19 protein-coding genes are annotated in these 25319 nt (G+C 68.7%); 9 read left to right on the forward strand and 10 right to left on the reverse strand.

Features of this window, described 5'->3' with window-relative positions:
• The first annotated feature begins 5 nt into the window (after positions 1-5).
• The 4 genes from SD37_RS14050 (at position 6) to SD37_RS14065 (ending at position 5025) form a co-directional block, all read left to right on the forward strand.
• Positions 6-2033 (forward strand): APC family permease, encoded by a 2028-nt coding sequence (locus SD37_RS14050; protein WP_174567834.1) that lies wholly within the window; start codon positions 6-8, stop codon positions 2031-2033.
• Positions 2030-3235, forward strand: coding sequence for a class I SAM-dependent RNA methyltransferase (locus tag SD37_RS14055; protein ID WP_044850497.1), 1206 nt, complete (start codon positions 2030-2032; stop codon positions 3233-3235). Before SD37_RS14050 ends, SD37_RS14055 begins: the two co-directional genes overlap by 4 nt.
• Before the next feature lie 97 nt (positions 3236-3332).
• On the forward strand, positions 3333-3686 hold the full coding sequence (locus tag SD37_RS14060) for a hypothetical protein (protein WP_044850549.1): 354 nt from the start codon (positions 3333-3335) through the stop codon (positions 3684-3686).
• 142 nt (positions 3687-3828) lie between these two features.
• Positions 3829-5025: an HNH endonuclease signature motif containing protein gene (locus SD37_RS14065; RefSeq protein WP_044850548.1), complete on the forward strand. Its 1197-nt coding sequence runs from the start codon at positions 3829-3831 to the stop codon at positions 5023-5025.
• A gap of 1034 nt (positions 5026-6059) precedes the next feature.
• On the opposite strand, the gene SD37_RS14070 is transcribed toward SD37_RS14065, so the two are convergent.
• From SD37_RS14070 to SD37_RS14080, 3 genes are read right to left on the reverse strand one after another with little or no spacing between them, the layout of a single operon-like run.
• Positions 6060-7613, reverse strand: coding sequence for a GMC family oxidoreductase (locus SD37_RS14070; RefSeq protein WP_044850496.1), 1554 nt, complete (start codon positions 7611-7613; stop codon positions 6060-6062).
• Positions 7610-9121 carry an APC family permease gene (locus SD37_RS14075; RefSeq protein WP_044850495.1) on the reverse strand — a complete coding sequence of 504 codons (1512 nt, stop codon included), beginning with the start codon at positions 9119-9121 and terminating at the stop codon, positions 7610-7612. The genes SD37_RS14070 and SD37_RS14075 overlap by 4 nt, the downstream gene beginning before the upstream one ends.
• 16 nt (positions 9122-9137) lie before the next feature.
• Entirely contained in the window at positions 9138-10625 is a 1488-nt protein-coding gene (locus SD37_RS14080; RefSeq protein WP_044850494.1) for an aldehyde dehydrogenase family protein, read from the reverse strand.
• A 217-nt stretch (positions 10626-10842) separates the two neighbouring features.
• Here SD37_RS14080 and dxs point away from each other — a divergent pair, with 217 nt between their 5' ends.
• The gene (gene dxs / locus SD37_RS14085) at positions 10843-12747 is read left to right on the forward strand and encodes a 1-deoxy-D-xylulose-5-phosphate synthase (RefSeq protein ID WP_044850493.1); all 1905 of its coding nucleotides are present in this window, start codon (positions 10843-10845) and stop codon (positions 12745-12747) included.
• Positions 12748-12827: 80 nt separating this feature from the next.
• On the opposite strand, the gene SD37_RS14090 is transcribed toward dxs, so the two are convergent.
• Entirely contained in the window at positions 12828-13175 is a 348-nt protein-coding gene (locus SD37_RS14090) for a type 1 glutamine amidotransferase family protein (protein WP_236725363.1), read from the reverse strand.
• 134 nt (positions 13176-13309) lie between these two features.
• A complete protein-coding gene (locus SD37_RS14095; RefSeq protein ID WP_044850491.1) occupies positions 13310-13837 on the reverse strand; it encodes a TetR/AcrR family transcriptional regulator in 528 nt (175 codons plus the stop codon).
• Positions 13838-13928: 91 nt separating this feature from the next.
• Between SD37_RS14095 and SD37_RS14100 the strand changes: the two genes are divergently transcribed.
• Positions 13929-14744 carry an oxidoreductase gene (locus tag SD37_RS14100; protein WP_044850490.1) on the forward strand — a complete coding sequence of 272 codons (816 nt, stop codon included), beginning with the start codon at positions 13929-13931 and terminating at the stop codon, positions 14742-14744.
• Here the strand turns inward: SD37_RS14100 and SD37_RS14105 are convergent.
• The 5 genes from SD37_RS14105 to SD37_RS14125 all read right to left on the reverse strand — a co-directional run bounded on the left by SD37_RS14105 (position 14741) and on the right by SD37_RS14125 (position 21813).
• The gene (locus SD37_RS14105; RefSeq protein WP_044850489.1) at positions 14741-16183 is read right to left on the reverse strand and encodes a purine-cytosine permease family protein; all 1443 of its coding nucleotides are present in this window, start codon (positions 16181-16183) and stop codon (positions 14741-14743) included. The genes SD37_RS14100 and SD37_RS14105 overlap by 4 nt on opposite strands.
• Before the next feature lie 25 nt (positions 16184-16208).
• A complete protein-coding gene (locus tag SD37_RS14110; RefSeq protein ID WP_065912831.1) occupies positions 16209-17615 on the reverse strand; it encodes an aminobutyraldehyde dehydrogenase in 1407 nt (468 codons plus the stop codon).
• Positions 17612-19267, reverse strand: coding sequence for a thiamine pyrophosphate-binding protein (locus tag SD37_RS14115; protein WP_044850487.1), 1656 nt, complete (start codon positions 19265-19267; stop codon positions 17612-17614). The genes SD37_RS14110 and SD37_RS14115 overlap by 4 nt, the downstream gene beginning before the upstream one ends.
• Complete coding sequence (speB, locus tag SD37_RS14120; protein ID WP_044850486.1) at positions 19264-20217, reverse strand: agmatinase; 954 nt, start codon at positions 20215-20217, stop codon at positions 19264-19266. Before speB ends, SD37_RS14115 begins: the two co-directional genes overlap by 4 nt.
• 132 nt (positions 20218-20349) lie before the next feature.
• Complete coding sequence (locus tag SD37_RS14125) at positions 20350-21813, reverse strand: sodium:solute symporter family protein (protein WP_044850485.1); 1464 nt, start codon at positions 21811-21813, stop codon at positions 20350-20352.
• Between the two features lie 110 nt (positions 21814-21923).
• Between SD37_RS14125 and SD37_RS14130 the strand changes: the two genes are divergently transcribed.
• The 3 genes from SD37_RS14130 (at position 21924) to SD37_RS14140 (ending at position 25294) form a co-directional block, all read left to right on the forward strand.
• Positions 21924-23411 (forward strand): PucR family transcriptional regulator, encoded by a 1488-nt coding sequence (locus SD37_RS14130; RefSeq protein WP_174567835.1) that lies wholly within the window; start codon positions 21924-21926, stop codon positions 23409-23411.
• Between the two features lie 81 nt (positions 23412-23492).
• A complete protein-coding gene (locus SD37_RS14135; protein ID WP_044850484.1) occupies positions 23493-24170 on the forward strand; it encodes a response regulator transcription factor in 678 nt (225 codons plus the stop codon).
• A complete protein-coding gene (locus SD37_RS14140; protein ID WP_044850483.1) occupies positions 24167-25294 on the forward strand; it encodes a sensor histidine kinase in 1128 nt (375 codons plus the stop codon). The genes SD37_RS14135 and SD37_RS14140 overlap by 4 nt, the downstream gene beginning before the upstream one ends.
• Positions 25295-25319 lie beyond the last annotated feature (25 nt).

A 25319-nucleotide genomic window follows, 5' to 3' on the forward strand; every position in this document is an offset into this window, starting at 1 on the left:
TTGTGGTGTCGAAGTTCCCGACCGTGGTGAAGCGGCTCGTCCTCGGACGTCCATTCCGGAGTGACCGCCTCTCGCATACGCTGCTGCCGAAGCGCATCGCGCTGCCGATTTTCGCGTCCGACGCGTTGTCGAGCGTCGCCTACGCGCCTGAGGAGATCTTTCTGACCCTCAGCGTCGCCGGCCTGTCCGCGTACGCCTTCGCGCCCTGGATCGGGGTCGCCGTCGCACTCGTCATGCTGGTCGTGGTCGCTTCCTACCGGCAGAACGTGCACGCCTATCCGAGCGGCGGCGGTGACTACGAAGTCGCCAACACCAACCTCGGCGGCAAATTCGGGCTCACCGTGGCCAGCGCGCTGCTGGTCGATTACGTGCTCACGGTGGCCGTGTCGACCTCGTCCGGCGTGGCGAACATCGGTTCGGCCGTGCCGTGGGTGGCGCAGAACAAGGTGCCCGCCGCGATCATCATCGTGACGGTCCTGACGGCGCTGAACCTCCGCGGAGTCCGTGAATCGGGCAAAGCGTTCGCCATCCCGACCTACGGCTTCATCATCGGCATTCTCGGCATGGTGGTCTGGGGCCTGATCGAGGCGGCCTCCGGCGCCGACATGCGGGCCGAGAGCGCCGGGTTCGAATTGCATGAAGAAGCCTCTTTGACCGGTTTCGCGTTCTTTTTCCTGTTGCTGAGGACGTTCTCCTCCGGCGCCGCGGCGCTGACCGGGGTCGAGGCGATCAGCAACGGCGTCCCGGCGTTCCGGAAACCGAAGTCGAAGAACGCGGCGACCACGCTGCTGCTGATGGGTGTGCTCGCGGTGACGATGCTGGTCGGCATCATCACGCTGGCGATCATCACCGACGTCAAATTCGCCGAGCATCCGGAGACCCAGCTGTCCGGCACGCCGGCGGGGTACGAGCAGAAGACCATCGTCGCCCAGATCGCGCAGGCGGTGTTCCCCGATTTCCCGCCGGCGTTCTACTACATCTCCTTCTCCACCGGCATCATCCTGCTGCTGGCGGCGAACACCGCGTTCAACGGCTTCCCGGTGCTCGGCTCGATCCTCGCGCAGGACCGCTACCTGCCGCGCCAGCTGCACACGCGGGGCGACAGGCTGGCGTTCTCCAACGGGATCCTGTTCCTCTCCGCCTTCGCCCTGGTGCTGATCATCGCGTTCGACGCCGAGGTCACGAAGCTCATCCAGCTCTACATCGTGGGGGTGTTCGTCTCCTTCACGGTCAGCCAGGCGGGCATGATCCGGCACTGGAATCGCTTGCTGGCCAGGGAGACCGACCCGGCGGTGCGGCGGCGGATGCGGCGTTCGCAGACGGTCAACGGCGTCGGTCTCACCATGACCGGCACCGTGCTGATCATCGTGCTGATCACGAAGTTCCTCCTCGGCGCCTGGATCGCGATCGCGGCGATGGTGGCCATCTACATCCTGATGACCGCGATCCGGAAACACTACGACCGGGTCGCCGAAGAATTGCGCGAAATGGAGCGCAAACCGGCCGTCCTGCCGTCCCGGAATCACGCGATCGTGCTGATTTCGAAACTGCACCTGCCGACGCTGCGCGCGCTGTCCTACGCCAAGGCCGTCCGTCCCGATGTCCTCGAAGCCGTGACGGTGAACGTCGACGACGGCGAAACGCGCCAGCTCGTCCAGGATTGGGACGACCACAATTTCAAGGTGCCGCTGAAGGTGATCGAATCGCCGTATCGCGAGATCACGAAACCGGTGCTGGACTACGTGAAGCGCGTGCGCGGGGACAATCCGCGCAACGTGGTGACGGTGTTCATCCCCGAATACGTGGTCGGGCACTGGTGGGAGCAGGTCCTGCACAACCAGAGCGCGCTGCGGCTCAAGGGGCGGCTCCTGTTCCAACCCGGCGTCATGGTGACCAGCGTGCCGTGGCAGCTGGAATCCTCGGCGAAGGCGATCGACCGCGACCGGAAGGCACGTCCCGCCGCGGGGGACGTGCGGCGCGGATTATCCCCGGTGGTCAAGCAGCCCGAAAAGACTAAGGACAAAACAGAATGACAGTGGACGCGTCGACCGGTACATGGCTCGGGCGGACGATCGAGCTGGAGGTCGGCGCGGTCGCGCACGGCGGGCACTGCGTCGCGCGGGCGGAGGGGCGGGTCGTGTTCGTGCGGCACGCGCTGCCCGGCGAACGGGTACTGGCCTCGGTCACCGAGGACAAGGGCGGTTCGTTCTGCCGCGCCGACGCGATCGAGGTCCTGGAGGCGTCGCCGGAACGCGTCGAGCCGCCCTGCCCGCTCGCGGCGCCGGGGGCGTGCGGCGGCTGCGACTGGCAGCACGCCGAGCCCGCCTACCAGCGTGAACTCAAGGCCGCGGTGGTCGCGGAACAGCTGAAGAGGCTGGCCGGGATCGAGCGCGAGGTCGTCGTCGAAGCGCTCGAGGGCGGTCCGCTGGACTGGCGCAGCCGCGTCCGGCTGGTCGCGGGCAAGGACGGCCGCGCGGGTTTCCGGGCGCACCACAGCCACCGGGTGATCGCGATCGACGACTGCCCGATCACCGTCCCCGGCGCGCTCGACGACGTGGTTTCGCGGAATTGGCGGCCCGGCTCCGAAATCGAGGTCACCAAGGACGGCGACGGCAAGGTGCACCTCCGTGACCTGTCGACGGTCCACGGCAAGACCCGGTCCCGGCAACTGGCCGGCGGGCTCGCCGTCCAGCACGCCGCCGGCCGCGACTGGCGGCTGGACGCCCACGGTTTCTGGCAGGTCCACCCGGCCGCCGCGGACACGCTCGCCGCCGTCGTCGCCGAATGGGCCGAGGCCCCGCGCGACGGCGTGGCCTGGGATCTGTACGCCGGCGTCGGCCTGTTCGCCTCGGTGCTGGCCGACCAGGTCGGCCCCGGCGGCCGCGTGCTGGCCGTGGAATCCGGCCGCCGCGCCGTCGCCGACGGTGAGGAGAACCTGGCGGACCTTCCGCAGATCCGCTGGCGCTCCGGCCGCGTCGAACACCTACTGGCCGATGCCCCGAAACCTGTCGACGTGGTCGTACTCGACCCGCCCCGCAAGGGTGCGGGCAAGGCGGTAGTCGAGTCCATTGTGGAGGGTTCGCCGGACCGGATCGTCTACGTCGCCTGCGATCCGGCGGCGCTTGCCAGGGACATCGCGCTGTTCGCCTCGCACGGTTACGGCCTCAGTGATCTGCGTGCCTTCGACGCGTTCCCGATGACCCAGCACGTCGAATGTGTTGCCTTGTTGCAATAACGGCACATTTGTAGACCGTAGGAATGGTGGGGCTTCGTTCGGCTTGCCCAGGTGCCGGGTGCTCGATAACTGTGTCGAGGTGGACTATCTTCCTTCGATGTTGCCGCCTGGAGTAACGGCGCAGGAAATCACTTACCGGAATGGCCGGAAGCAGGTCATCTACACGGCGCCCTATGTCTCCGAAGGGCCGGTGCTCGTCCGGGACCTGCTGGGCAGGCAGGCGTGGATGTTCATGTACGCCCACTTCGTCTTCGCCTGGGCCGAGGGCGCTGTCCAGGTACAGGTCAGTCACGGCACCCTGAACGGACCGAAGATGCTGCTGTGGAAAGGGGTCAGCATCTCCGCTTTCTGGTCGGGGCCGGCGTTGGCCGAGTTCGGGCAGGCGTGGGCGGTGGAGCAGATGACCGGCCGCAGGGGCACTCCGGCCGTCGTCAAGGATTCGCTTCCCTGAAGGCCTGTCCCATTGCCGGAAAACGGTAATGGCTGTGGTGTGCGTGTGATCGGGAATTGTCGGTGGTCGGTCGTATGTTCGTCGGGTGGATACTTTCAAGGCGCCGGTGGCGCTTCTCGAAGAGCTTACCGATCCTTCCGTTTTGGAGTTGGTCAATGCTTCGGTAGTTTCGTTGGACGACAAGGATTCTGTGGCTGTGGCGCGGGCGGCGTCGGCGGGGATCGCGCGGTTGGAGGCGGTGCGGTTTCGGGCGTTGGCGCAGTTGAGCCGTCATCGTGGGGGTGTGCGGAGTGTGGTGCAGGAGGTGGCGTTCGAGCTGTCTCTTGTGGACAATCACGCGGGTGCGATGGTCGCGGCCGCCGAGGCGTTGACGACACGTCTGCCGCGGACTCTGGGGTTGATGGATCAGGGGAAGTTGTGTGGTTTCGGTGCGATGAAGGTCGCCACCGCCACGGCGTGGTTGTCGGATGAGAACGCGCGTGCGGCGGATGCGTTGCTGGAGGATCGGTTGGCGGGCAGGAATGCCGATCAGGTGCGGAAGGCGGCGAATCACGCGGCGATCAGCGTTGACCGGGAGGGTGCGGATAAGCGTGCCGCGCATCACCGGGAGGGGCGTCGTCTCAGTCTGCGGCAGGGGGAGACGGGGGTGGCGTCGATCGAGGTCGAAGACGGCCCGGTGGAGAAGGTCACGGCCGCGTACCGGCGGATTGATCGTGAGGCCCGTGCTTTGCGGAAGGGTGGGGAGACCCGGACGTTGGATCAGCTGCGTGCGGATGTGGCGCTCGATCTGCTGCTGGGTGGGCAGGGCGGCGCGAGTGAGCGGGCGGAGGTGTTTCTTTATCTGGATTTGTTCACCTATCTGGGGCTGAACGATGATCCGGCGGAGTTGACTGGGCATGGCCGGATCCCGGCTGGGCTGGCGCGGGAGATCGCGGCGGGGCCGGACACGGTGTTGCGGCGGATCGTCACGGATCCGTTGTCGGGGCAGGTGCTGGATGTGGGGCGGGATCGGTATCGGCCGTCGGCGGGTTTGGGGGAGTTTGTGCGGGTGCGGGATCGTGAGTGCCGAAGACCGGGGTGCGGGCGTCCCGCGCAGGCGTGTGATCTGGATCATGTGGTGCCGTGGCAGTTCGGTGGTCATACCGCTGCCGGTGAGTTGGTGGATCTCTGTCGTCGTGATCATCGGCTCAAGGACGAGCCCGGCTGGGTGTATCGGCTTGGGTCGGATGGGACGTTGACGGTCACCACGCCGACGGGGCACAGCTTCGACAGCACACCGCCGCCGCTTCATGAGCCGCGCCCGGAAGATCTTTTGGGTGAGGAACCGCCGCCGTTCTGAGCCCTCGTCGCCGGGAAACGGCGACGGCTTGATCCGGGCTTGCGACCTGCGGCCCCGTCTGCGGTGCCAGGCGGGACCCTATTGCCGGAGAACGGCAACAGCTCAAGCAGGCTTGGGCGCTTTCCTTGTGGCGGTAGTGGCGACTGGTGTGGTTCTGGCGGTCGGGTAGGTGCGGGCGTCCGGCTTGCGGCTGCCAGCACGAGGACCCGATTGCCGAAAAATGGCGATCTCCGGTCTGGAGCTGAAGGGAATACTTTCAGGGCGCCTTCGTTGCGGCGGTAGTGGTGACTGCTGTGGCTCTAACAGGCGGAGGAGTGCGGGCGTCCGGCCTACGGCCACCAGCACGAGAACCTGTCGCCGAAAAGCGGCGACAGCTCACCTGCTCTCCGGCGTTGGTCTGAAGGGAACCCTTCAGGGCGCTTTCCTTGCGGCGGCAGCGGCAGCCAGTGTGGTTCTGGGCCGGGGAGGTGCGGCGTGCGTCCGTCTTACGGCTGCCAGCAGGAGGACCCGATTGCCGAGAACCGGCGATATCCGGTCTGGAGCTGAAGGGAGTACTTTCAGGGCGCCTTCGTTGCGGCGGGAGTGGTAACTGGTGTGACTCTGGCAGCCCAAGAGGTGCCGCCCCCCATTCCTACGGCCACCAGCACGAGGACCCGATTGCCGAAAAACGGCGATCTCCGGTCTGGAGCTGAAGCGAACCCCTTTCAGGGCACCTTCCCGGCGGAGGCAGCGGCGACCGGTGTGACTCTGGCAGTCCGAGAAGTGCCGCCCCTCAGTCCTATGGCCACCAGCAAGAGAACCCATCGCCGAAAAACGGCAACGGCCTCCATCCACTCTTCAACCTTGAGCTGGTCGCCCCCCCAAACCACCAGCGCGACCGATACGGCTCCACCAGCCCTATCGCCAAAAAACGGCGACACCCACCGAAACCCCCGGCAAGAAAACGTGGGGCGAATCCCGAAGGATCCGCCCCACCTCAACAAACCCACGGCCCGGGCAACCGATGCCGCGTCAGCAAAGCCACAGCTCCCACCTCAGGAGCGAGCGTCCTCCTTCAGCATGTCCGCGCAGCGTTCACCGATCGCCATCGTCGTGATGCACGGGTTCACCGCGACCAGGAACGGCATCGCCGAACCGTCGGCGACCCGGAGGCCCTCGACGCCGCGCACGCGCAGCCGGGCGTCCAGTACGGCCATCGGGTCGTCGTCGCCGCCCATTTTCGCGGTGCACGACGGGTGATAGACCGTGTTGTGCGTCTTGCGCAGGTAGTCGGCGATCTCGTCGTCGGTCTTGACGTCCTTGCCCGGCGCCAGTTCGGTTCCGGCCCACTCGTCCAGCGCGGGCTGTTCGGCGATCTTGCGCGCCAGTTTGATTCCGTAGGTCATCACGCGCATGTCGTGCGGATCGCTGAAATACCGCGGATCCACCTTCGGCTTGTCCCGGTAGTCACGGCTGCGCAACCGGACGGTGCCGGTCGACCGCGACCGGGTGACGTTCGGGGTCAGGCAGAAGCCGTTCTCCGTGGTGGGATAGCCCTGCCGGAGGGTGTTCATGTCGAAGGGCACCGAGCCGTAGTGGAACATCAGGTCCGGCCGGTCGAGCCCTTCCTCCGTGGTGGTGAAGATGCCGATCTCCCACCACTGCGTGGATTCGGTGGTCATCGGTTGCAGCGCGTCCCACTGGATGACGCCCTCCGGGTGATCCTGCAGGTTCTCGCCGACGCCGGGGGAGTCCACCAGCACGTCCACGCCGACCTCGCGCAGATGCCCGGCCGGGCCGATTCCCGACAGCATCAGCAGTTTCGGCGTGTCGATCGCGCCGGCGGACAGGATCACCTCGCGACGGGCGCGCAACGGGACGCCGTGGATCAGGTCGTCGGCGAGGTATTCCGCGCCGGTGCAGCGTTTGCCGTCGAACAGCAGCCGCCGGACCCGGGCGCCGGTGATGATCTCCAGGTTCGGCCGCTTCCCGATGATCGGGTGCAGGTACGACACCGACGCCGACGAGCGCGTGCCGTCCTCGCGCGCGTTGATCTGGAACCAGTTCGCGCCGTGCGTCACGGTCTTGCCGGAGTTGAATTCCACGCGCGGGATGCCGGCCTGCTCGCAGGCCTGGAGCAGCGCGACGCCGGTCGGGTCGTTCGGCGGCACCGAGCGGATGGTCACCGGACCCGAACGGCCGTGGTGGTCGCCGGGGCCGTCGTTGGTCTCAAGACGCTGGTACAGCGGGAAAATATCCTTCGAAGACCAGCCGGGCAGGCCCAGTGACGACCACTCGTCGAGGTCCTCCGCCGGGGCCCAGAAAGCGATGCACGAGTTGTGCGACGAACACCCGCCCAGCACCCGCGCGCGGGCGTGGCGCAGGAACGAGTTCCCGGACTCCTGGGGTTCGACCAGGTAGTCCCAGTCGTACCCGGATTCCAGCAGGGCCATCCACTTCGTCAGTTCCAGCACCGCCGGGTCGTCCACATCGGACGGCCCCGCTTCCAGCAATGCCACGGTGACGTCCGGGTCCTCCGAGAGTCTCGCCGCGACCACCGACCCCGCCGTCCCGCCGCCGACGACGATGTAGTCGAACTCTCCGGTCACTGTGCTGCCTCCTCGGGAAGTGCCGCCGCGGCGTGATCGGCCAGGACGCCGCTCTTGTGCCGCAGGATGAACCAGTAATACGCGAAACCGACGACCGCCACCGCGCCGACGAACAGCACGGCCCCCCATTCGAGGTACCAGTGATACGGCTCGGTCGCGTTGTAGACCTCACGCCGCGGCCAGGCCAGGTTCACCACGATCGCGCCGCCCCACAGCACGCCGAGGATGTTGACCGGCAGCCCGAGCTTGCCGAGGGAGAAGTACTTGGTCCCTTCGACCTTCGGCGGCGGCCACTGTCCGCGCAGCCGCTTGACCAGCATCGGGATGGTGACCAGCAGGTACGCCAGGTAGATCATGATGATGCCGATACTGGTGATCACCGTGAAGATCTGCGGCTGGCCGACGTTGACCACCAGGATCAGCACCGCGATGACGCCGGAGACGATCGCGGGGACCACGGGGGTCTTGGTCTTCGGCGACACCCTCGCCAGATGCTTCCCGGCCGGCAGGTTGTTGTCGCGGCCCATCGCGAACATCATCCGGATCGACGCCGACTGCACGGCCAGGTTGCACACCGTGATGGCGATGACCACGGCCAGCAGGAAGATCGTGCCGACGGTGCTGCCCAGGACGTCGAGCACGATGAACTGCAGGCCGCCCGTCGCGATCTGGGGGTCGTTGATGTCGCCGACGGCCATCAGCGCCAGCAGCAGGATGAGCCCGCCGATGACGAACGACGCGATCAGCGCGCGCAGGATCGCCTTGGGCGCGTTCTTGCGCGGGTCGTGGGACTCCTCACCGAGTGAGCTGGCGGTGTCGAAGCCGTACATGACGTACGTCGACGCCAGCGAGGCGACCAGGAACGCGCCGAAGTAACCCCAAGGCTGGTCGGCTCCGGTGTTGTTGGTCTGCATGACGACCTCGGGACCCCGCGTGATGTTCGCCGCGAGCGCGACGATCAGCAGGACCGCGGCGATCAGTTCGATGAACACCCCGGCGCTGTTGATCCGCGCCATCAGCTTGACCCCCCAGGCGTTCACCAGCGTGGTGAACAGGATCAGGGCGGTGCCGAGGATGACCGCGTTCACCGCGCTGTCGCCGGAGAACGAGAAGAACGACGAGATCTGCGGGAGCGTGATCTGGTAGGCCAGCGCGACCGCGGCGATGCTGACGATCGAGGCGGTCAGCATCATCCAGCCTGCCAGCCAGGCGACGTGCGGGCTGCCGAGCCGTTTCGACCAGTTGTAGATCGACCCGGCGACGGGATAGTGCGCGGCCAGTTCGGCGAACGACAGCGCCACCATCAGCTGGCCGACGAACACCATCGGCCACGACCACCAGTAGGCGGGCCCGCCGAAGCTGAAACCGAAGTAGAACAGCTGGAAGGTGCCGGTCAGGATCGAGATGTAGCTGATCCCGGCGGCGAAGGTGTGGAAGTTGCCGAGGGTTCTTTCGAGTTCCTGTTTGTAGCCGAAACCGGCCAGGCCGTCGTCGGAAGGAGTGCTCATCGGCAGTTTCCCGTCTTCAGTTGGATGCGGCAGGCTCCCCGGAGAACCAGCGCTGTGGTGCGGGCCGGAGGTTCTGATAGATGTGCTTCGCCTCCGTGTACTCGGCCAAACCCGTCGGGCCCAGTTCGCGCCCGAAGCCGGATTGCTTGTAGCCGCCCCATTCCGCCTGGGGCAGGTACGGATGGAAGTCGTTGATCCAGATCGTGCCGTGCCGCAGCCGGTTCGCGACCCGCTGCGCGCGGGAGGCGTCCGAGGTGAACACCGCGCCCGCGAGGCCGTAGTGCGTGTCGTTGGCGATGCGGACGGCGTCGTCCTCGTCGGTGAAGGTCTCGACGGTGAGCACCGGGCCGAACGATTCGTCGACGACGGCGCTGCTGCCCTGCTTCACGTTGTCGAGGATCGTCGGCAGGTAGTAATGCCCCTTCGCCAGTTCGTGATCGTCGGGGCGTTTGCCGCCGGTCCGCAGGACGGCGCCCTCGTCGAGGGCCGCGGCGACGTAGCGTTCGATCTTTTCCAAATGGGCGGCCGAGATCAGTGGACCGGTTTCAGCCTTCGGGTCGAAAGGTCCACCCAGTCGGATCAGTTCGGCGCGGCGGACGAGCTCGCCGACGAACCTCTCGTGCCACTCCTCCTGGACGATCAACCGGGCACCCGCCGAGCAGACCTGCCCGGAGTGCAGGAACACCGCGGTCAGCGCGTAGTCGACGGCGGTTTCGAAGTCGGAATCGGCGAAGACGACGTTCGGGTTCTTCCCGCCCAGCTCCAGCGCGACCTTCTTGACGGTGGCGGCGGCGGACGCGGCGATGATCTTGCCGGTCGCGAGGCCGCCGGTGAACGACACCAGGTCGACGTCCGGATGTTCCGACAGTGGCGCTCCGACCTCCCCGCCGGCGCCGAGCACCAGGTTCGCGACGCCGGCGGGGAGCCCGGCCTCGGTCAGCAGTTTCATCAGCATGACGGAGGTGTGCGGCGTCAGCTCGCTGGGCTTGAGGACGAACGTGTTGCCCGCCGCGAGCGCGGGGGCGACCTTCCAGATGGTCTGCAGGAGCGGGTAGTTCCACGGCGTGATCAGCCCGCAGACGCCGACCGGTTCGTGCACGATCCGGCTGAAGGCGTCCGGGTTGCCGGTGTCGACCACGCGGCCGGCGTCGTTGGCGGCGAGCTTGCCGAAGTAGCGCAGGCAGGCGGCGATATCCGCCATGTCGTACTCGCTCTCGACCAGCCGTTTGCCGGTGTCGAGCGATTCGGCGCGCGCGAAGGCCGCGACGTCGCGGTCGAGCAGGTCGGCGGCCTTCAGCAGCAGGTCACCGCGTTGCGGAGCGGGTGTCTGGGGCCACGGGCCGGTGTCGAACGCCTTCCTGGCGGCGGCGATGGCCGCTTCGGTGTCCTCGCGGGTGCCCTCGGCGACCTCCGCCACCAGTGATCCGTCCGCCGGGCAGCGGATTTCCCTGCGACCGCGGCCGACCGCGTCGACCCACTCGCCACCGATGAAAAAATCCGCCATCAAGCCACTCCAACCGGGCTTCTTCTTAACCGTCGAAGAGCGATTATGTCGGCCACCTGACGTGACCGCTACTTGGCAAAAGAGACCATGTTCACACTGTTGGGTGCCGTGTGGTGATTTTCTGACATGTGACTCGTGACGCGGGCGCGGGAAGGTTCTCAGGGGCCCTCCGTAGACTGGCTGGAACGGCGGAAGAGGAACCAGGCGAGGTGGGAGAGTGACGTTGCTCGAGTCCGTACACGGACCGGCTGACTTGAAGCGGATGGACCAGGAGCAGCTCGGCGAGCTGGCCGCGGAGATCCGGGACTTCCTCGTCGAAAAGGTGCGGCTCGCCGGTGGTCACCTCGGCCCGAACCTGGGTGTGGTCGAGCTGACGATGGCGCTGCACCGGGTCTTCGACTCGCCGCACGACGCCATCGTCTGGGACGTCGGTCACCAGGCGTACGTGCACAAGATCGTCACCGGCCGTCACGACGGCTTCGGCAAGCTGCGCCAGCTGGGCGGCCTCACCGGCTATCCCGCGCGCTGCGAGAGCGAGCACGACCTCGTCGAGAACAGCCACGCCTCGACCGCCCTGTCCTATGTGGACGGTCTGGCGAAGGCGTTCGAACTCGGCGGTGGCGGCAGGCACGCGATCGCCGTCGTCGGGGACGGCGCGCTGACCGGCGGCATGTGCTGGGAGGCGCTCAACAACATCGCGGCGAACCCGCGCCGCCCGGTCGTCATCGTCATCAACGACAACGGTCGCTCGTACTCGCCGACCATCGGCGGCGTCGCCGACCACCTCGCGTCGCTGCGGCTGAAGCCCGGCTACGAGCGGGTTCTGGACCGCGGCAAGGAACTGCTGCGGCACACCCCCATCGTCGGCAAGCCGATCTACGCGGCACTGCACGCGGCGAAGGCGGGGCTCAAGGACGCGCTGAGCCCGCAGATGATGTTCTCCGACCTCGGCCTGAAGTACCTCGGCCCGGTCGACGGGCACGACCTCGCCGCGCTGGAGAAGGCGTTCCAGAGCGCCCGCGACTTCGGCGGCGCGGTCATCGTGCACGTGGTCACGGAGAAGGGCCACGGGTACGAGCCGGCGGTCACCAACCAGGCCGACCAGATGCACCAGACCGACCCGATCGACCCGGAGACCGGCATGCCGCCGGTCAAGGGCCCGAGCTGGACCGGTGTCTTCGCCGAAGAGCTGGTGAAGATCGGCGCCGACCGCGAGGACGTCGTCGCGATCACCGCGGCCATGCTGCGCTCGACCGGCCTGCACAAGTTCGCCGAGGCGTACCCGGACCGCTGGTACGACGTCGGGATCGCCGAGCAGCACGCGGTGACCTCGGCGGCGGGCCTGGCGATGGGCGGCAAGCACCCGGTCGTCGCCGTCTACTCCACCTTCTTGAACCGGGCCTTCGACCAGGTCCTGATGGACGTCGCGCTGCACCGCCAGCCGGTGACGCTGGTGCTGGACCGGGCGGGCATCACCGGTCCGGACGGGCCGAGTCACCACGGCATGTGGGATCTCTCGCTGCTGGGCATGGTGCCGGGGATGCGGGTCGCCGCCCCGCGCGACGCCGGGACGCTGCGGGAGGAACTGCGGGAGGCCATCGCCGTCCAGGACGGGCCGACGGCGCTGCGGTTCTCCAAGGGCGGCGTGATCGACTCCGTCCCCGCCGTCGAACGCGTCGGCGTTGTGGACGTGCTGCGCAAGCCCACCGGTGACGCCGACGTGCTGCTGGTCGCCGTGGGCGCCTTCGCCATGCTCGGCCTCGCCGCCGCGGACCGGCTCGCCGACCAGGGCATCGGCGTGACCGTGGTGGACCCGCGCTGGGTCGTCCCGGCGCCCGCCGAACTGGTGGCGCTGGCCGAGCAGCACAAGCTCGTGGTGAGCGTCGAGGACAGCGGCCGCCACGGCGGCTTCGGATCCGCGCTGGCCGCGCTGTTCCGCGACGCCGAATGCGACGTGCCGCTGCGCGACCTCGCGGTGCCGCAGGTGTTCCACGACCACGGCTCGCGCGAGGAGGTGCTGGCCCGCGTCGGCCTCACCGCGCAGGACGTCGCGCGGCGGGTCACCGAGTGGTCGGCCAAGCTGGCCAGCCGGACTCCGGCGCCGGAGGACACGCACAGCTGAGCAACGCTGTGAGCCGACAAGCGCCATGAAAGGTCCTTTCCTTGCAAAATTTGCAAGGAAAGGACCTTTCATGGCACGCGCTAGGCCCGCCAGACGGTGCCTCGTCGCTCGTACTCCAGCACCACCTCGGCCCGCTGCGTGGTCTTCGCGCCCAGGAACCACTCGACGAGCCAGAGCGAAACCTCAAGCCCCGCGGTGATCCCGCCGCCGGTGATCAGGTCCCCGTCGTCGATGACACGTGCGTCGATCACCTTCGCGCCCTGCGCGGCCAGATCCGCCTTCGCGCCGTTGTGTGTCGTCGCGTTGCGCCGGGCACCACGAGGACGTCGGCCTCGCCGGGCGACCCAGCCGCGCGGGACCTCGACGACGGTGCCATAAGTGCATTTCACGGGTCCGGGCCGTCCCGCGGCCACGAGCGAGGTGGCCACGGCGGGGCGGCGGCGGAAGCGGCGGGCGCGGTGACGCCCACGAGACCGGCGGACAAGGCTGAAGCACGCGGAAAAGTTCGGCGCTGCAAGACGACCTCCCAGGTGATTTACCCAGTGGTCGCGCGAAAAGTGCCTCAGACTCCCACGATCCGGCCGACCGCGCGGACCACGAGGTCACGGGTGGCGGCGGGGGAGGAGAATCCGAGGATCGACAGGTGCACGACGAGGCTCAGCAACTCCTCGGCGTCGAAGTGGTCCGGCACGGACCCCGCTCGCTGCGCGTCCCGGATCGCCGCGACCTTGTCCGCGTGCGCCCGGATTTCCGCGTCGGGGGCGGCGTCGAACCCGTTCTCCAGCCGGAGCCAGCCCATGAGCCGCAGGACCTCCGGATGCTCGATGTACCGGTCGAACAGCCGTCCCGCGTAGCCGGGGAGGTCGTCGGGAGTGATCGGGACGGACCTGATGGCGAGGTCCACCTGCTCCTGCACGACCTTCTCGAAAAGCTCTTCCTTGCTGCAGAAGTAGGCGTAGATCAGCGCCTTGTTGGCGCCGGCGTTCTTCGCGATGCGGTCCACCCTGGCGCCCGCGATGCCGTACGTCGCGAACTCGTTCGTCGCCGCGTCCAGCAGTTTCCGCTTGGTCGCTTCCTTGTCCCTGACCATGTCACGCAGTCTAACTAACTGGTTGGTTGACAGCCAGCCCGGACACATGGCAGCCTGAATTGGCAACCAACTGGTTAGTTAGGAGACGGACATGAAGGTCGCACTGGTCACGGGCGCTTCCGCGGGAATCGGCGAAGCCACCGCGCTCGCACTACGGGACGCGGGCTACACGGTCTACGGCGCCGCGAGGCGGGTCGAGCGCATGAGCGGGCTCGCCGAGCGGGGCGTCAAGGTTCTCAAGATGGACGTCACCGACGACGCGTCGATGGTCACGGGGATCGAGCGGATCATCGAGGAGACCGGCCGCATCGACGTCCTGGTCAACAACGCGGGCTACGGCTCGTATGGTGCCTTCGAAGACGTGCCGCTCTCGGAGGGGAAGTACCAGTTCGAGGTCAATCTCTTCGGGCTCGCGCGGCTGGTCCAGCTCACCACGCCGCATATGCGCGCACAGGGCTCCGGCACGATCGTCAACGTCTCGTCGATCGGCGGCAAGATCTACGAACCGCTCGGCGGCTGGTACCACTCGACGAAGTTCGCCGTCGAAGGCTTGAGTGATTCGCTGCGGCTGGAACTCAAGCCGTTCGGTATCGACGTCGTGGTGATCGAACCCGGCGCCATCAAGACCGAATGGGGCGGCATCGCCGTCGAGAACCTGATGAAGACCTCGGGCGACACCGCCTACGGGGCACAGGCGAAGGCCCTGGCGAAGTTCTTCGAGCAGGCCGCTCGCGGCTCCAAGCCCCAGGTGATCGCCGACGTCATCGTGAAGGCGGTCCGGGCCCGGCGCCCGAAGACCCGCTACGCGGCGGGCTTGGGGGCCAAGCCGATCCTGTTCGTGCGCCGGGTGCTCCCGGACCGCGCCTTCGACGCGCTGTTCCTCGGCGCGCTGCGCCGGTTCGCCTAGACCGCGACGGCCGGTTCCGCGACGGGCTCCGCGTACGAGTAGACCTCACGCGGTTCGGGGAAGAGCTTCACGAGCAAGGGATACGCGACGGCCGCCGTGCACAGCGTGATGACCATGCTGACGTCGACGCCGCCCGCGATGTCCTTGAACGGCCCGGCGATCATCGGGGTGTTGGCGGTCAGCAGGCCCAATGTCGTCGCCGGGATCCACGCGGCCATCGCACGCCAGTTCACGCCACGGGTGAACCAGTAGCGGCCGCCCTTGCGGCCCTGGTTGAACACCTGGAGGTCGTCCGGGTCGTAGAACCCGCGCCGCAGCACGAAGCCGATCATCATGATCACCATCCACGGCGACGTGCACAGCACGATCAGCGTGGCGAAGGCGTTGATGCTGGAGACCATGTCCAGCACGAAATTGCCGACGAAGATGAACACGACGCTGAGCGAGCCGATCAGCAGTGTCGCCTGGACGCGACTCAGCTTCACGAAGATCGAACTGAAGTCCAGCCCCGTCCCGTAGAGCGAGGTCGTTCCGGTCGAGAGCCCGCCGATGAGCGCGACCACGATCAGCGGGATCGCGTACCAGAGCGGGGAAATCGCGGTCAGGCCGGTGATGTAGTCGCCGGGGTCGGCCACCAGGGTCGCGGTGGCGATGCCGAAGCCGAACGGCAGCAACGTCGCCACCTGCGCCAGGAACGGCGCGGCCAGCAGGGAACGGCGGCTGTGGCGTGCGGGGATGTAGCGAGTCCAGTCCCCGAGGAAGGCGCCGAACGAGATCGGGTTCGCCATCGTGGTGAGCGCGGCCAGGATCCACGTCGGCCAGAACTCACCGAGCGCGTAGGCGCCGGTGCCGGCGAACCCGGGGTCGAACGTGCCGCCGTAGGCGACGATCCCGAGCAGCATGATCGCCGTGCCCAGTACGACGGCGACCCGGTTCACCAGCAGCATGAACCGGTAGCCGTAGATGCACACGACCAGCGTCGCGATCGCGATGACGCCGTATGCGACGCCGCGGAGCACCTCGCCGCCGTCGAAGCCGAAGAGCCGCTGTGCCGCACCGGCGACGGCGTCACCGCTGACCCAGACCGAGATGGCGAAGAAGGTGATCGCGGTCAGCAGGGAGAGGAAGGAGCCGACACAACGGCCGACGACGCCGAAATGCGCGCCGGAGGAGACGGCGTTGTTGGTCCGGGTGAGCGGGCCGAACAACGACATCGGCGAGAGCACCAGCGCGCCGACGACCACCCCGGCGACAGTGGCCGTCACCGCCGACCAGAAGCTCAGGCCGAAGGCGATCGGGAGCGTGCCGAGGATGATGGTGGCGAAGGTGTTCGCGCCGCCGAACGCCATCCGGAACAGGTCTCGGGGCCGCGACGTCTGCTCCTCCGGCGGGATCGGCGCGATACCGTGCTGCTCGACTTCGGTGACCTTGTCACCCATGGGGACCTCCAAGTACGAAACCCGGTCAGGCGAAGCGGGTCATGACGTGCTTCACGCGCGTGTACTCGGCGAAGGAGTAGGACGAGAGGTCCTTCCCGTGGCCGGAGTGCCCGAAGCCGCCATGGGGCATTTCGGCGACCAGCGGCCCGTGGGTGTTGACCCAGACGCAGCCGAAGTCGAGTTCGCCCGAGACGCGGGTCGCGCGTCCGAGGTCGTTGGTCCAGATCGACGACGCCAGCCCGTAGGGGACGCCGTTGGCCAGCTTCACCGCTTCGTCCTCGTCCACAAAGGACTGGACGGTGATCACCGGGCCGAAGATCTCCTCCCGCACGATCTCGTCGTCCTGCTTCAGACCCGAGATCACGGTGGGGGAGAAGAAGAAACCGCGGTCACCGGCGGGGTTGCCGCCGGTCTCCACGCGAGCGTGCGACGGCAGCCGCTCGACGAGTCCGCGGACCCGGCCGAACTGCGCCTCGCTGTTGAGCGGGCCGAAGTCCCGGCCGGGAGCCTGGGCGGCGGCCGCCTTGGTCAGTTCCGCGACGAATTCGTCGTGGATCGCCGCGTCCACCAGCACCCGGCTGCCCGCGGTGCAGTCCTGCCCGGCGTTGTAGAACGCCGCGCCGACGATGCCTTCCGCCGTCTCGGCCAGGTCCACGTCACCGAAGACCAGCAGCGGCGCGTTCCCGCCGAGTTCCAGGTGCGTGCGCTTGAGATCGGCCGCCGCGACAGTGGCGACGTCGATCCCCGCCCGCGTCGACCCGGTGATCGACACCAGCTCGGTGATCGGATGCCGCACCAGCGCGCGGCCGGTGTCGCGGTCGCCGCACAGGACGTTGAACGCGCCCCGCGGCAGGAACTCCGCGGCGACCTTCGCCAGCAGCACGGCCGTCGACGGGGTGGTCTCCGCGGGTTTGAGGACGACCGTGTTCCCCGCGGCCAGCGCCGGGGCGATCTTCCAGACGCCCATCATCAGCGGGTAGTTCCACGGCGCGATCTGCGCGCAGACGCCGACCGGCTCGCGGCGGATCACCGAGGTGTGCCCCGGCAGGTACTCCCCGGCCGCGGTGCCGTCGAGCTGCCGGGCCGCGCCGGCGAAGAACCGCAGCGCGCTGACGCACTCCGGGATCTCCTCGTCCAGTACAACGGACCGGATCTTGCCGGTCTCCCGGATCTCGAGGTCGGCGAACTCCTCCGCGCGGGCCTCCACCGCGTCCGCGATCTTCAGCAGCGCCAGCTGACGCTGGGCGGGCGTACTCTTGCGCCAGACCGCGAACGCCCGTTCCGCGGCTGCCAGCGCGGTGTCCACATCGGACTGCTCGGACAGCACGCTGGTGCCGAAGACGTCGCCGGTGGCGGGATCCACCAGGTCGAGCGTCCGCGTGCCCGACACCGGTACCTCGGTGCCGTCGACGAAGTTCAGGACCTGAGTCATTTCTTCTCCAGGTGGGTCGGCTCGAACATCTTCAGCAAAGCGGGGAGGACGACCACCGACGGGCCGGGAGTGCCCAGTGCACTGGCGAGGTCCTTGCCGATAGTGTCCAAAGAGGACACCGTGGCCGGGACGCCGAAAGAGCGCGCCAGCGCCTCGAAATCGGGTCGCGCGAGTTCGGTGGCGGTGGACTGCCCGAAGGCCCCGGTCAGGTATTCGCGCAGGATCCCGTACCCGCCGTCGTCGACGACGAGCCACGTGACGTCCAGCCCGTGCTGGACCGCGGTGGCGAGTTCGGCGATGCCGTACATCGCGCCACCGTCGCCGGACACCGCCAGTACCGGCTTGCCGGTCGCGGCCGCGCCGCCGAGCGCCCCGGGCAGACCGTAACCGAGCCCTCCCGCCCCCTGCGCGGTGTGGATCGGCGCGCCATCGGGGTTCCAGGCCGACCAGGCCCAGTAGGCCGCGATCGTCATGTCCCAGAACGTCTGCGTGCCCTCGGGGACCGCCGCGCGGATGTCGTCGATGAGCTTGCGCTCGGCTTCGAGCGGCTGGCCGTCGAGCCGTTCGCGCACCTTGTCCAGCAACGCGGCCACCGCGGTCTCGGCCGCACCGTCGGCGCGGCGGAACGGCACCTGCTCCAGAAGTCCTTGCAGGACAAGGCGGACGTCGGCGTGGATGCCCAGCGCCGGGTAGTTCGACTCCAGCTTCCCGAGGTCGGCCTCGACCTGGATCAGCCGTCCGCGCGGGGCGAACTCGCGGTAGTTGCTGGACAGTTCGCCCAGCCCCGACCCCAGCACCAGCAGGACGTCGGCGTCCGCCAGGAATTCCGTGCTGTGCCAGTCTTCGAGCCACGACTGCCCGGACAGTTCGTGCTCCCAGCCGAAGACGCCCTTGCCGCCGAAGGTCGACAGCACCGGCGCGCGCAGCGCCTCGGCGAGCGCCTTCAGTTCGGCGTGGGAACCCGAACGCAGCGCGCCACCGCCGGCGAGGATCACCGGTTTCTTCGCGGCTCCCAGGAGATTCGCGGCCTCGGTGAGCAGCTCGGGCAGCGGTGCGAGCGGCGCGGGCCGTGCCGTCACCGAGGTGATCCGGGGCAGCTCCGTCGGCTCCAGCAGGACGTCCTGCGGGATTTCGACCCACACCGGGCCGTACGGCGCCGTCGACGCCGATTCCCACGCCTCGCGCAGCGCCGTCGGGATCTGGCTGACGGTCCGCACCACGTGCACCGACTTCACCACATCGCGGAAACTGGCCTGCTGATCGGGCAGTTCGTGCAGATACCCGTGCCGTCCGCCGCCGAGCCCGGCGACCGGGATCTGACTGGAGATCCCGAGCACCGGCACCGACGCCGCCCGGGATTCCTGCAGGGAAGCCAAAGTCAGCAGCGCACCGGGGCCGGTCGACACGATCATCGGGGTCACCGGGACCGGGCCGTCGGGATCCGCCGCGAGCCGGGCACGGGCGTGCCCGTCGGCCGCGAACGCCAGGTTGTTCTCCACCCGCGAGCTGATCACCCGGACGTTTTCCGCGCGCCGCAATGCTTCGAACAAGCCGAGCGCGTGCTGGCCCGGCAGGCCGAACACGGTGTCCGCGCCGAGCGCGCGGAGGGTTTCGACGACGACGTCGCCGCCTATCCGTTGTGCGTCGGTCATTCGCCCTTCCCCAAGCTGAGCAGGCTCACCAGGTCGTAGGCGACGTGGGAGGCCGCGATGGCGGTGATCTCCGCGTGATCGTAAGCCGGGGCCAGCTCCACCACGTCGGCTCCGATGAGGTTGCAGTCCCGCAGGCCGCGCAGGATCTCCAGCAGCTCGCGGCTGGTCATGCCGCCCGCTTCGGGGGTGCCGGTGCCCGGGGCGTGCGCGGGGTCGAGCACGTCGATGTCGACGGAGATGTAGAGCGGGCGGCCGCCGATGCGCTGGCGCAGCGCGTCGACGGTCTCGGCGACCCCGCGGCGCAGGACGTCGCCGGAGGTGACGATGCCGAAGCCGAGGCGGCGGTCCTCTTCCAGATCCCGCTTGCCGTACAGCGGGCCGCGCGTGCCGACGTGGGACAGCGCTTCGGTGTCGAGGAGGCCTTCCTCGGACGCCCGCCGGAACGGGGTGCCGTGGGTGTACGGCTCACCGAAGTAGGTGTCCCAGGTGTCGAGGTGCGCGTCGAAGTGCAGGAGTGCCACCGGTCCGTGCTTCTTCGCCGCCGCCCGCAGCAGCGGCAACGCGATCGTGTGGTCGCCGCCGATGGTCACCAGCCGCGTGCCGTCCGCGGTCAGCGCCTCGGCCTCGTCCTGCAGGGTCTCGATCGCCTCCCCGATGTTGAACGGGTTGAGCGCGATGTCACCGGCGTCGACCACCTGTGTTTCCGCGAACGGGGAGATGTCGAGTTCCGGGTGGTACGGGCGCAGCAGGCGGCTCGCCTCACGCAGCGCGGCCGGGCCGAACCGCGCGCCGGGGCGGTAGGACACGCCGGCGTCGAACGGCACCCCGACGACGGCGACGTCCGCACGCTCGACCTGATCGATCCTCGGCAGTCTCGCGAAGGTCGCGAAACCGGCGAACCGGGGCACCTTCGCGGAGTCGACGGGTCCGATCGGGTTCTGCACAGCCACTGTGTCTCCTATCGCGCGACCGCTATCGCGCTACCAGGGCGCGACTTTCGCGGTCAGGTGGTTGTCGGGTAGTAGGGCGCCCTGCCATCGTGATAGCGGGGCCTGTCGGCCAAAACGCGCGACCTCAAAAGATCAAGGGACCTTCGTCGCCTTAGCCTCATCGAGTTCCGCCTCTTCTTCTTCGGCGACCGCGCTGCCGTTCAGGCGGCGGGTCCACACGGCGAGGATCTCGTCCGAGGTGCGCGGTGTCAGGAAGCTGACCAGCAGGTACACCGCCAGGCTGGAGCCGAGGCCCCAGTAGATCGGGCTGTTGGCCTCGACACCGTCGATGAACATGAACGCCACGACCACCACCGTGCCGACGACCATCGACGCGAGCGCGCCCTGCCGGGTACCGCGCTTCCAGGCCAGCCCGCCGATGATCGCCACCAGCAGCCCGCCGACGAGGATGTCGTAGGCGATGGTCAGCGCGTTGACCACGTCGTCGACGACCATGGCGATGCCGATCGCGACCACGCCGAGGATCAGGGTGGTGAGCCGGTTCCTGCCGACCTCGGAGGCGGCTTTCTTGAGGCCCAGCTTGGAAAGCAGATCCGAGGTGCTGACCGTGGAGCAGGCGATGAGCGCGCCGCTGGCGGTCGACATCATCGCCGACAGCGCGGCCGCGAGCACCAGGCCGCGGATCCCGGCGGGCAGTTGCTGCTCGACGATGGTCGCGAACGCGTCCTGCGCGCTGGCGAGGTTCGGGTATAGCGTCTTCGCCGCGGTGCCGATGAGCGCGCCGGCTAGGCCGTAGACCAGGCAGTAGACGCCGGAGATGACGCCGCCGCCGGTGGCGATGCCCGGCGTGCGGGCGGTGAACACGCGCTGCCAGATGTCCTGGCCGATGAGGAGGCCGAAGCTGTAGATGAGGAAGTAGGTGAAGATCGTGTCGCCGCCGATGGCGGTCAGTTCGAAATAGCTCTCGTCCAGCCGTGCGGCCATCCCGTCGAAACCGCCCGCCGAGACGATCGAGACCGGCAGCAGGATCAGCAGGATGCCGATGGTCTTGATGACGAACTGGACGATGTCGGTCAGCGTGATCGACCACATGCCGCCGAGCACCGAGTAGAGCACCACGATCGACCCGCCGATGGCGATGCCCGCCCAGCTCGGGACGTTGAAGAGGACCTTGAAGATGGTGGCGAACGCCAGCGTCGAAGTGACCGTCAGCATCAGCGTGTACGCCCACATGACCACGCCGGAGATCGTGCTGGTGGAACCGCCGTAGCGCAGGTCGAGCATCTCGCCGACGGTGTAGACGCGCAGTTTCACCAGCCGCCGCGCGAACAGCGTGTGCAGGACCAGGATGCCGACGCCGATCGCGATCACGAGCCAGGCGCCGGAGATGCCGTAGGTGTAGCCGAGCTTCACCCCGCCGACCGTCGAGGCGCCGCCGAGGACGACCGCGGACATCGTGCCCGAGTACATGAACCAGCCGAGGCGGCGGCCCGCGACCAGGTAGTCGGATTTGGTCTTGGCGAGCCGCAGACCGAACCAGCCGACCCCGATCATGCCCGCTATGTAGAGCGCGATCACCGCGTAGTCACCGGCCACGGTGTCCTCCTTGCCTTGGGCTGTTCGCTTCGTCCGGGTCACCGTAGGTTCGTTCGCCCGGTGAACGACATGGGATGATCCGTCCAAAGTTGCGCTCAGGTGAGGACGAAATGACCCAAGCCCACGATCCACTCGGTTCGGATGTGAATGTCCCGTTACGGGCCGTGGTCGGCAACCCGGAACTGGCACTCGACCCGGTCGTGGAGACGCTGCGGCCGGGCGCGCTCGACGCCCCGGTGCGCTGGGCCCACGTCAGCGAGCTGCGGGATCCTGCGCCGTACCTCCTCGGCGCGGAACTGCTGCTCACCGCCGGGGTGAACCTGCCGGTGGAGCCGCGCGAGATCGACCGCTATGTCCGGCGGCTGGCCGACAGCGGGATCTCCGCGCTGGGGTTCGGGCTCACCCCCGGCACCTACGAGACGTTGCCGCCGCCGTTGCGGACGGCGTGCGCGCGGTACCGCCTCCCGCTGCTGATCGTCCCGCCGCGGACGCCGTTCCTCGCCATCAGCCGGGCGGTTTCGGTCGCGCTGGCCGAGGCCGGGAAGCGGGAACAACGGCGGATCGCGGTCGCGCGCGAGGCGCTGACCAGGGCGGCCGGTGCCGGGCTCGGCGAATTGGCGAGCACGCTGGGCGGGCGGCTGCGGGCGTGGGTGGCGCTGGTCGGCGCCGGCGACGTCCTCGCGGCCGACCACGGCACGCCGTCGCCGCTGCCCGCCGAGGTCGGCGAGCTGCTCGCCACACTGCGGGCCGGACGGGGGATCCGCAGCGCGACGACGGAGCTGCCCGACGGCACGCACGTCGTCGCGCAGCCGGTGTATCCGCAGGCGACGGCCTCGCATCTGGTCGTGGTCGGCCGCCCCGGCCGGTTCGACGGCGCGGACCGGTCGATCCTGTCGGTCGGCGCGGCCCTGCTCGGACTGGTCGGCCGCGCGGGTTCGGACGCGGCCGGACCGGGGGCCGCCGCCACCGCGTTGCTGCTGGGCGAGACCGACGCGATCGGCGGGGAGGAACGCCGGCTGGTCGCGGGGATCGCCTACCGCCGCGGGCCGGACGAGGTCGCGGCCCGCTACGACTGGCTGCGCGCCCGGCTCGACACCCCGTTCGTGCGGCTGCGGCCGGGGCCGAGGTTCGACGCGATCGTCCGTGAGGCGCCCGAGATCGGGGATCTCGACCGGCTGCGCGCCGACGGCTGGCTCGCCGTGGTGGCTTCCCCCGTCCCGCCCGATCGCCTCCCCGAGGCGGCCACCGAGGTGGAGTTGCTGCTGAAGCGGGCCGCCGCGCTGGAACGGCCGGTGGTGGCGGAGGCGGCCGGACTCGGGCTGGACGCGCTGATCACGCCGGAGGCGGCGGCCGGGTTCGCCGCACAGGTGCTGGCGCCGCTGCGCGAACTGGACACGAAGGGCGACCGCGAACTGGTCGAGACCTTGCGGACCTGGCTGGCGCACCACGGCGGCTGGGACCGGACGGCCGCCGAACTAGGCGTGCACCGCAACAGCGTCCGGCACCGCATCGGGCAGATCGAACGGGCGCTGGGCGCGGATCTGGCGGATCCGGAGATCCGGATGCGGCTGTGGTTCGCTTTGCGCTGGGCCTCGTGAGTGGTAAAGACGGTTCTGACCGTCATCACCACTCACGAGTCCAATCAGGTCACTCTCAGGAATCTGTGGCAACGTAGGGTCGTGCGAATTCTGGTAGTCGAAGACGAAGAACCCCTCGCCGACGCGATCGCACGCGGCCTGCGGCGCGAGGGGATGGCGGTGGACATCGCGCTCACCGGTGACGACGGGCACGAGAAGGCCGCCGTCACCCGGTACGACGTCGTGCTGCTCGACCGCGACCTGCCCGGCATGTCCGGTGACGACCTGTGCCGCGAGATCGTCGCGTCCGGCGAGCTGACCCGCGTGCTCATGCTCACCGCGAGCAGTTCCGTGTCGGACCGCGTGGACGGGCTTTCCCTCGGCGCCGACGACTATCTCGCCAAACCGTTCGCGTTCCCCGAACTCGTCGCGCGCGTGCGGGCACTGGGCCGTCGCGCCACCCCGGCCGCGCCGCCGCTGCTGACCTCCGGCGACGTCGAACTCGATCCGGCGAAGCGGACCGTACGCCGCGCGAGCGGTCCGGTGGAGCTCACCCGCAAGGAGTTCGGCGTCCTGGAGGTGCTGCTGTCGGCCGCCGGTTCGGTGGTCAGCAGCGAGGAACTGCTCGAGCGCGTGTGGGACGAGAACGCCGATCCGTTCACCACCACCGTCCGCGTCACCGTGATGACGTTGCGGAAGAAACTCGGCGAGCCGGGCATCATCGAGACCGTCGTCGGCTCCGGGTACCGGGTGCCGGAGCAAGGGACCGCACGCGGGTGATCCCCTCCGGTGCCCGCAGCCTGCGCGCGCGGGTCACACTCCTCGCGACCGGGCTGGTGGCACTGGTCAGCCTCCTGTTGCTCTGGCTGACCTGGAACCTGGTCGGCGACGCGGTTTCCGCCGTTCCGCAACTGCCGCCGGGGACCACGGTGCGGGTGGACGGCATCGACGTCGACGCCTCCGCCGTCACCGAGCATCTGCGGGTGTACTCGCGGAACCGGGTGCTGCTGTTCGGCGCGGTCGCGTTCTGTTTCGTCGTGCTGGCGGCGGGGATCCTCGCGTGGACGTTCACCGCGCGGGTCCTGCAGCCGCTGCGCGAGATCACCGGTACGGCCCGACGGCTGTCGATCGAGTCGATGGGGGAGCGGATCGGCGAGGTCCGCACCAAGGACGAACTCGCCGAACTGGCCGAGACCTTCGACGACATGCTCGACCGCCTGCAGGCCGCGTTCGACGCGCAGCGGCATTTCGTCGCGAACGCCAGCCACGAACTGCGGACGCCGCTCGCGGTCATCCGCACCGAACTCGACGTCACCCTGGCCGACGAGTACGCCGACGAAGCCGAACTGCGGCGGATGGCCGGGGTGGTCCGCGACGCGACCGAACGGGCCGAGCGGCTGGTCGGCTCGCTGCTGCTGCTCGCGCGCACGGACGGTGCGGGACTGGTGGCCAGGGAACCGGTCGACCTCGCGGTGATCGTGGCGAGCGCGTGGCGGGCGGTGCGGGCCGAAGCCGAGAAACGCGGTATCCGCACCGAATTCGCGACACCGGGGGCGCCGACGTTCGGTGATCCCGCGCTGCTGGAACGGATCGCGGGCAATCTGCTGGAGAACGCGGTGCGGCACAACGTCGAGGGCGGCTGGCTCGACGTCGTCACCCAGGCCGGTCCACAATGGTCGGTGCTCCGGGTGCGGTCGTCCGGCGGCCTGCTCGACCCGGCCGCGGTCCCCGAACTGTTCGAACCGTTCCGCCGCGCCGGCGTCGCCAGGACCGCCCGCACCGGGGCGGGGCTGGGACTCTCGATCGTGCGCGCCGCCGTCCAGGCCCACGGCGGCACGGTGTCCGCGGAACCCGTTGTAGGCGGCGGTCTTTCGGTGACCGTCCACCTGCCCGCTCTGCCCTGACCCGCCGCCGGGGTTACGGTTCAAG

The organism is Amycolatopsis orientalis (assembly GCF_000943515.2).
GTDB lineage: Bacteria > Actinomycetota > Actinomycetes > Mycobacteriales > Pseudonocardiaceae > Amycolatopsis > Amycolatopsis orientalis.

What these genes read in the sequence shown, in the direction of transcription:
- SD37_RS14100 (WP_044850490.1), top strand. Translation starts at nt 13,929, where the DNA reads ATGAAGGTCGCACTGGTCACGGGCGCTTCCGCGGGAATCGGCGAAGCC.
- SD37_RS14110 (WP_065912831.1), bottom strand. Translation starts at nt 17,615, where the DNA reads ATGACTCAGGTCCTGAACTTCGTCGACGGCACCGAGGTACCGGTGTCG.
- SD37_RS14075 (WP_044850495.1), bottom strand. Translation starts at nt 9,121, where the DNA reads ATGAGCACTCCTTCCGACGACGGCCTGGCCGGTTTCGGCTACAAACAG.
- SD37_RS14105 (WP_044850489.1), bottom strand. Translation starts at nt 16,183, where the DNA reads ATGGGTGACAAGGTCACCGAAGTCGAGCAGCACGGTATCGCGCCGATC.
- SD37_RS14095 (WP_044850491.1), bottom strand. Translation starts at nt 13,837, where the DNA reads ATGGTCAGGGACAAGGAAGCGACCAAGCGGAAACTGCTGGACGCGGCG.
- SD37_RS14115 (WP_044850487.1), bottom strand. Translation starts at nt 19,267, where the DNA reads ATGACCGACGCACAACGGATAGGCGGCGACGTCGTCGTCGAAACCCTC.
- SD37_RS14060 (WP_044850549.1), top strand. Translation starts at nt 3,333, where the DNA reads ATGTTGCCGCCTGGAGTAACGGCGCAGGAAATCACTTACCGGAATGGC.
- SD37_RS14130 (WP_174567835.1), top strand. Translation starts at nt 21,924, where the DNA reads ATGACCCAAGCCCACGATCCACTCGGTTCGGATGTGAATGTCCCGTTA.
- SD37_RS14080 (WP_044850494.1), bottom strand. Translation starts at nt 10,625, where the DNA reads ATGGCGGATTTTTTCATCGGTGGCGAGTGGGTCGACGCGGTCGGCCGC.
- SD37_RS14055 (WP_044850497.1), top strand. Translation starts at nt 2,030, where the DNA reads ATGACAGTGGACGCGTCGACCGGTACATGGCTCGGGCGGACGATCGAG.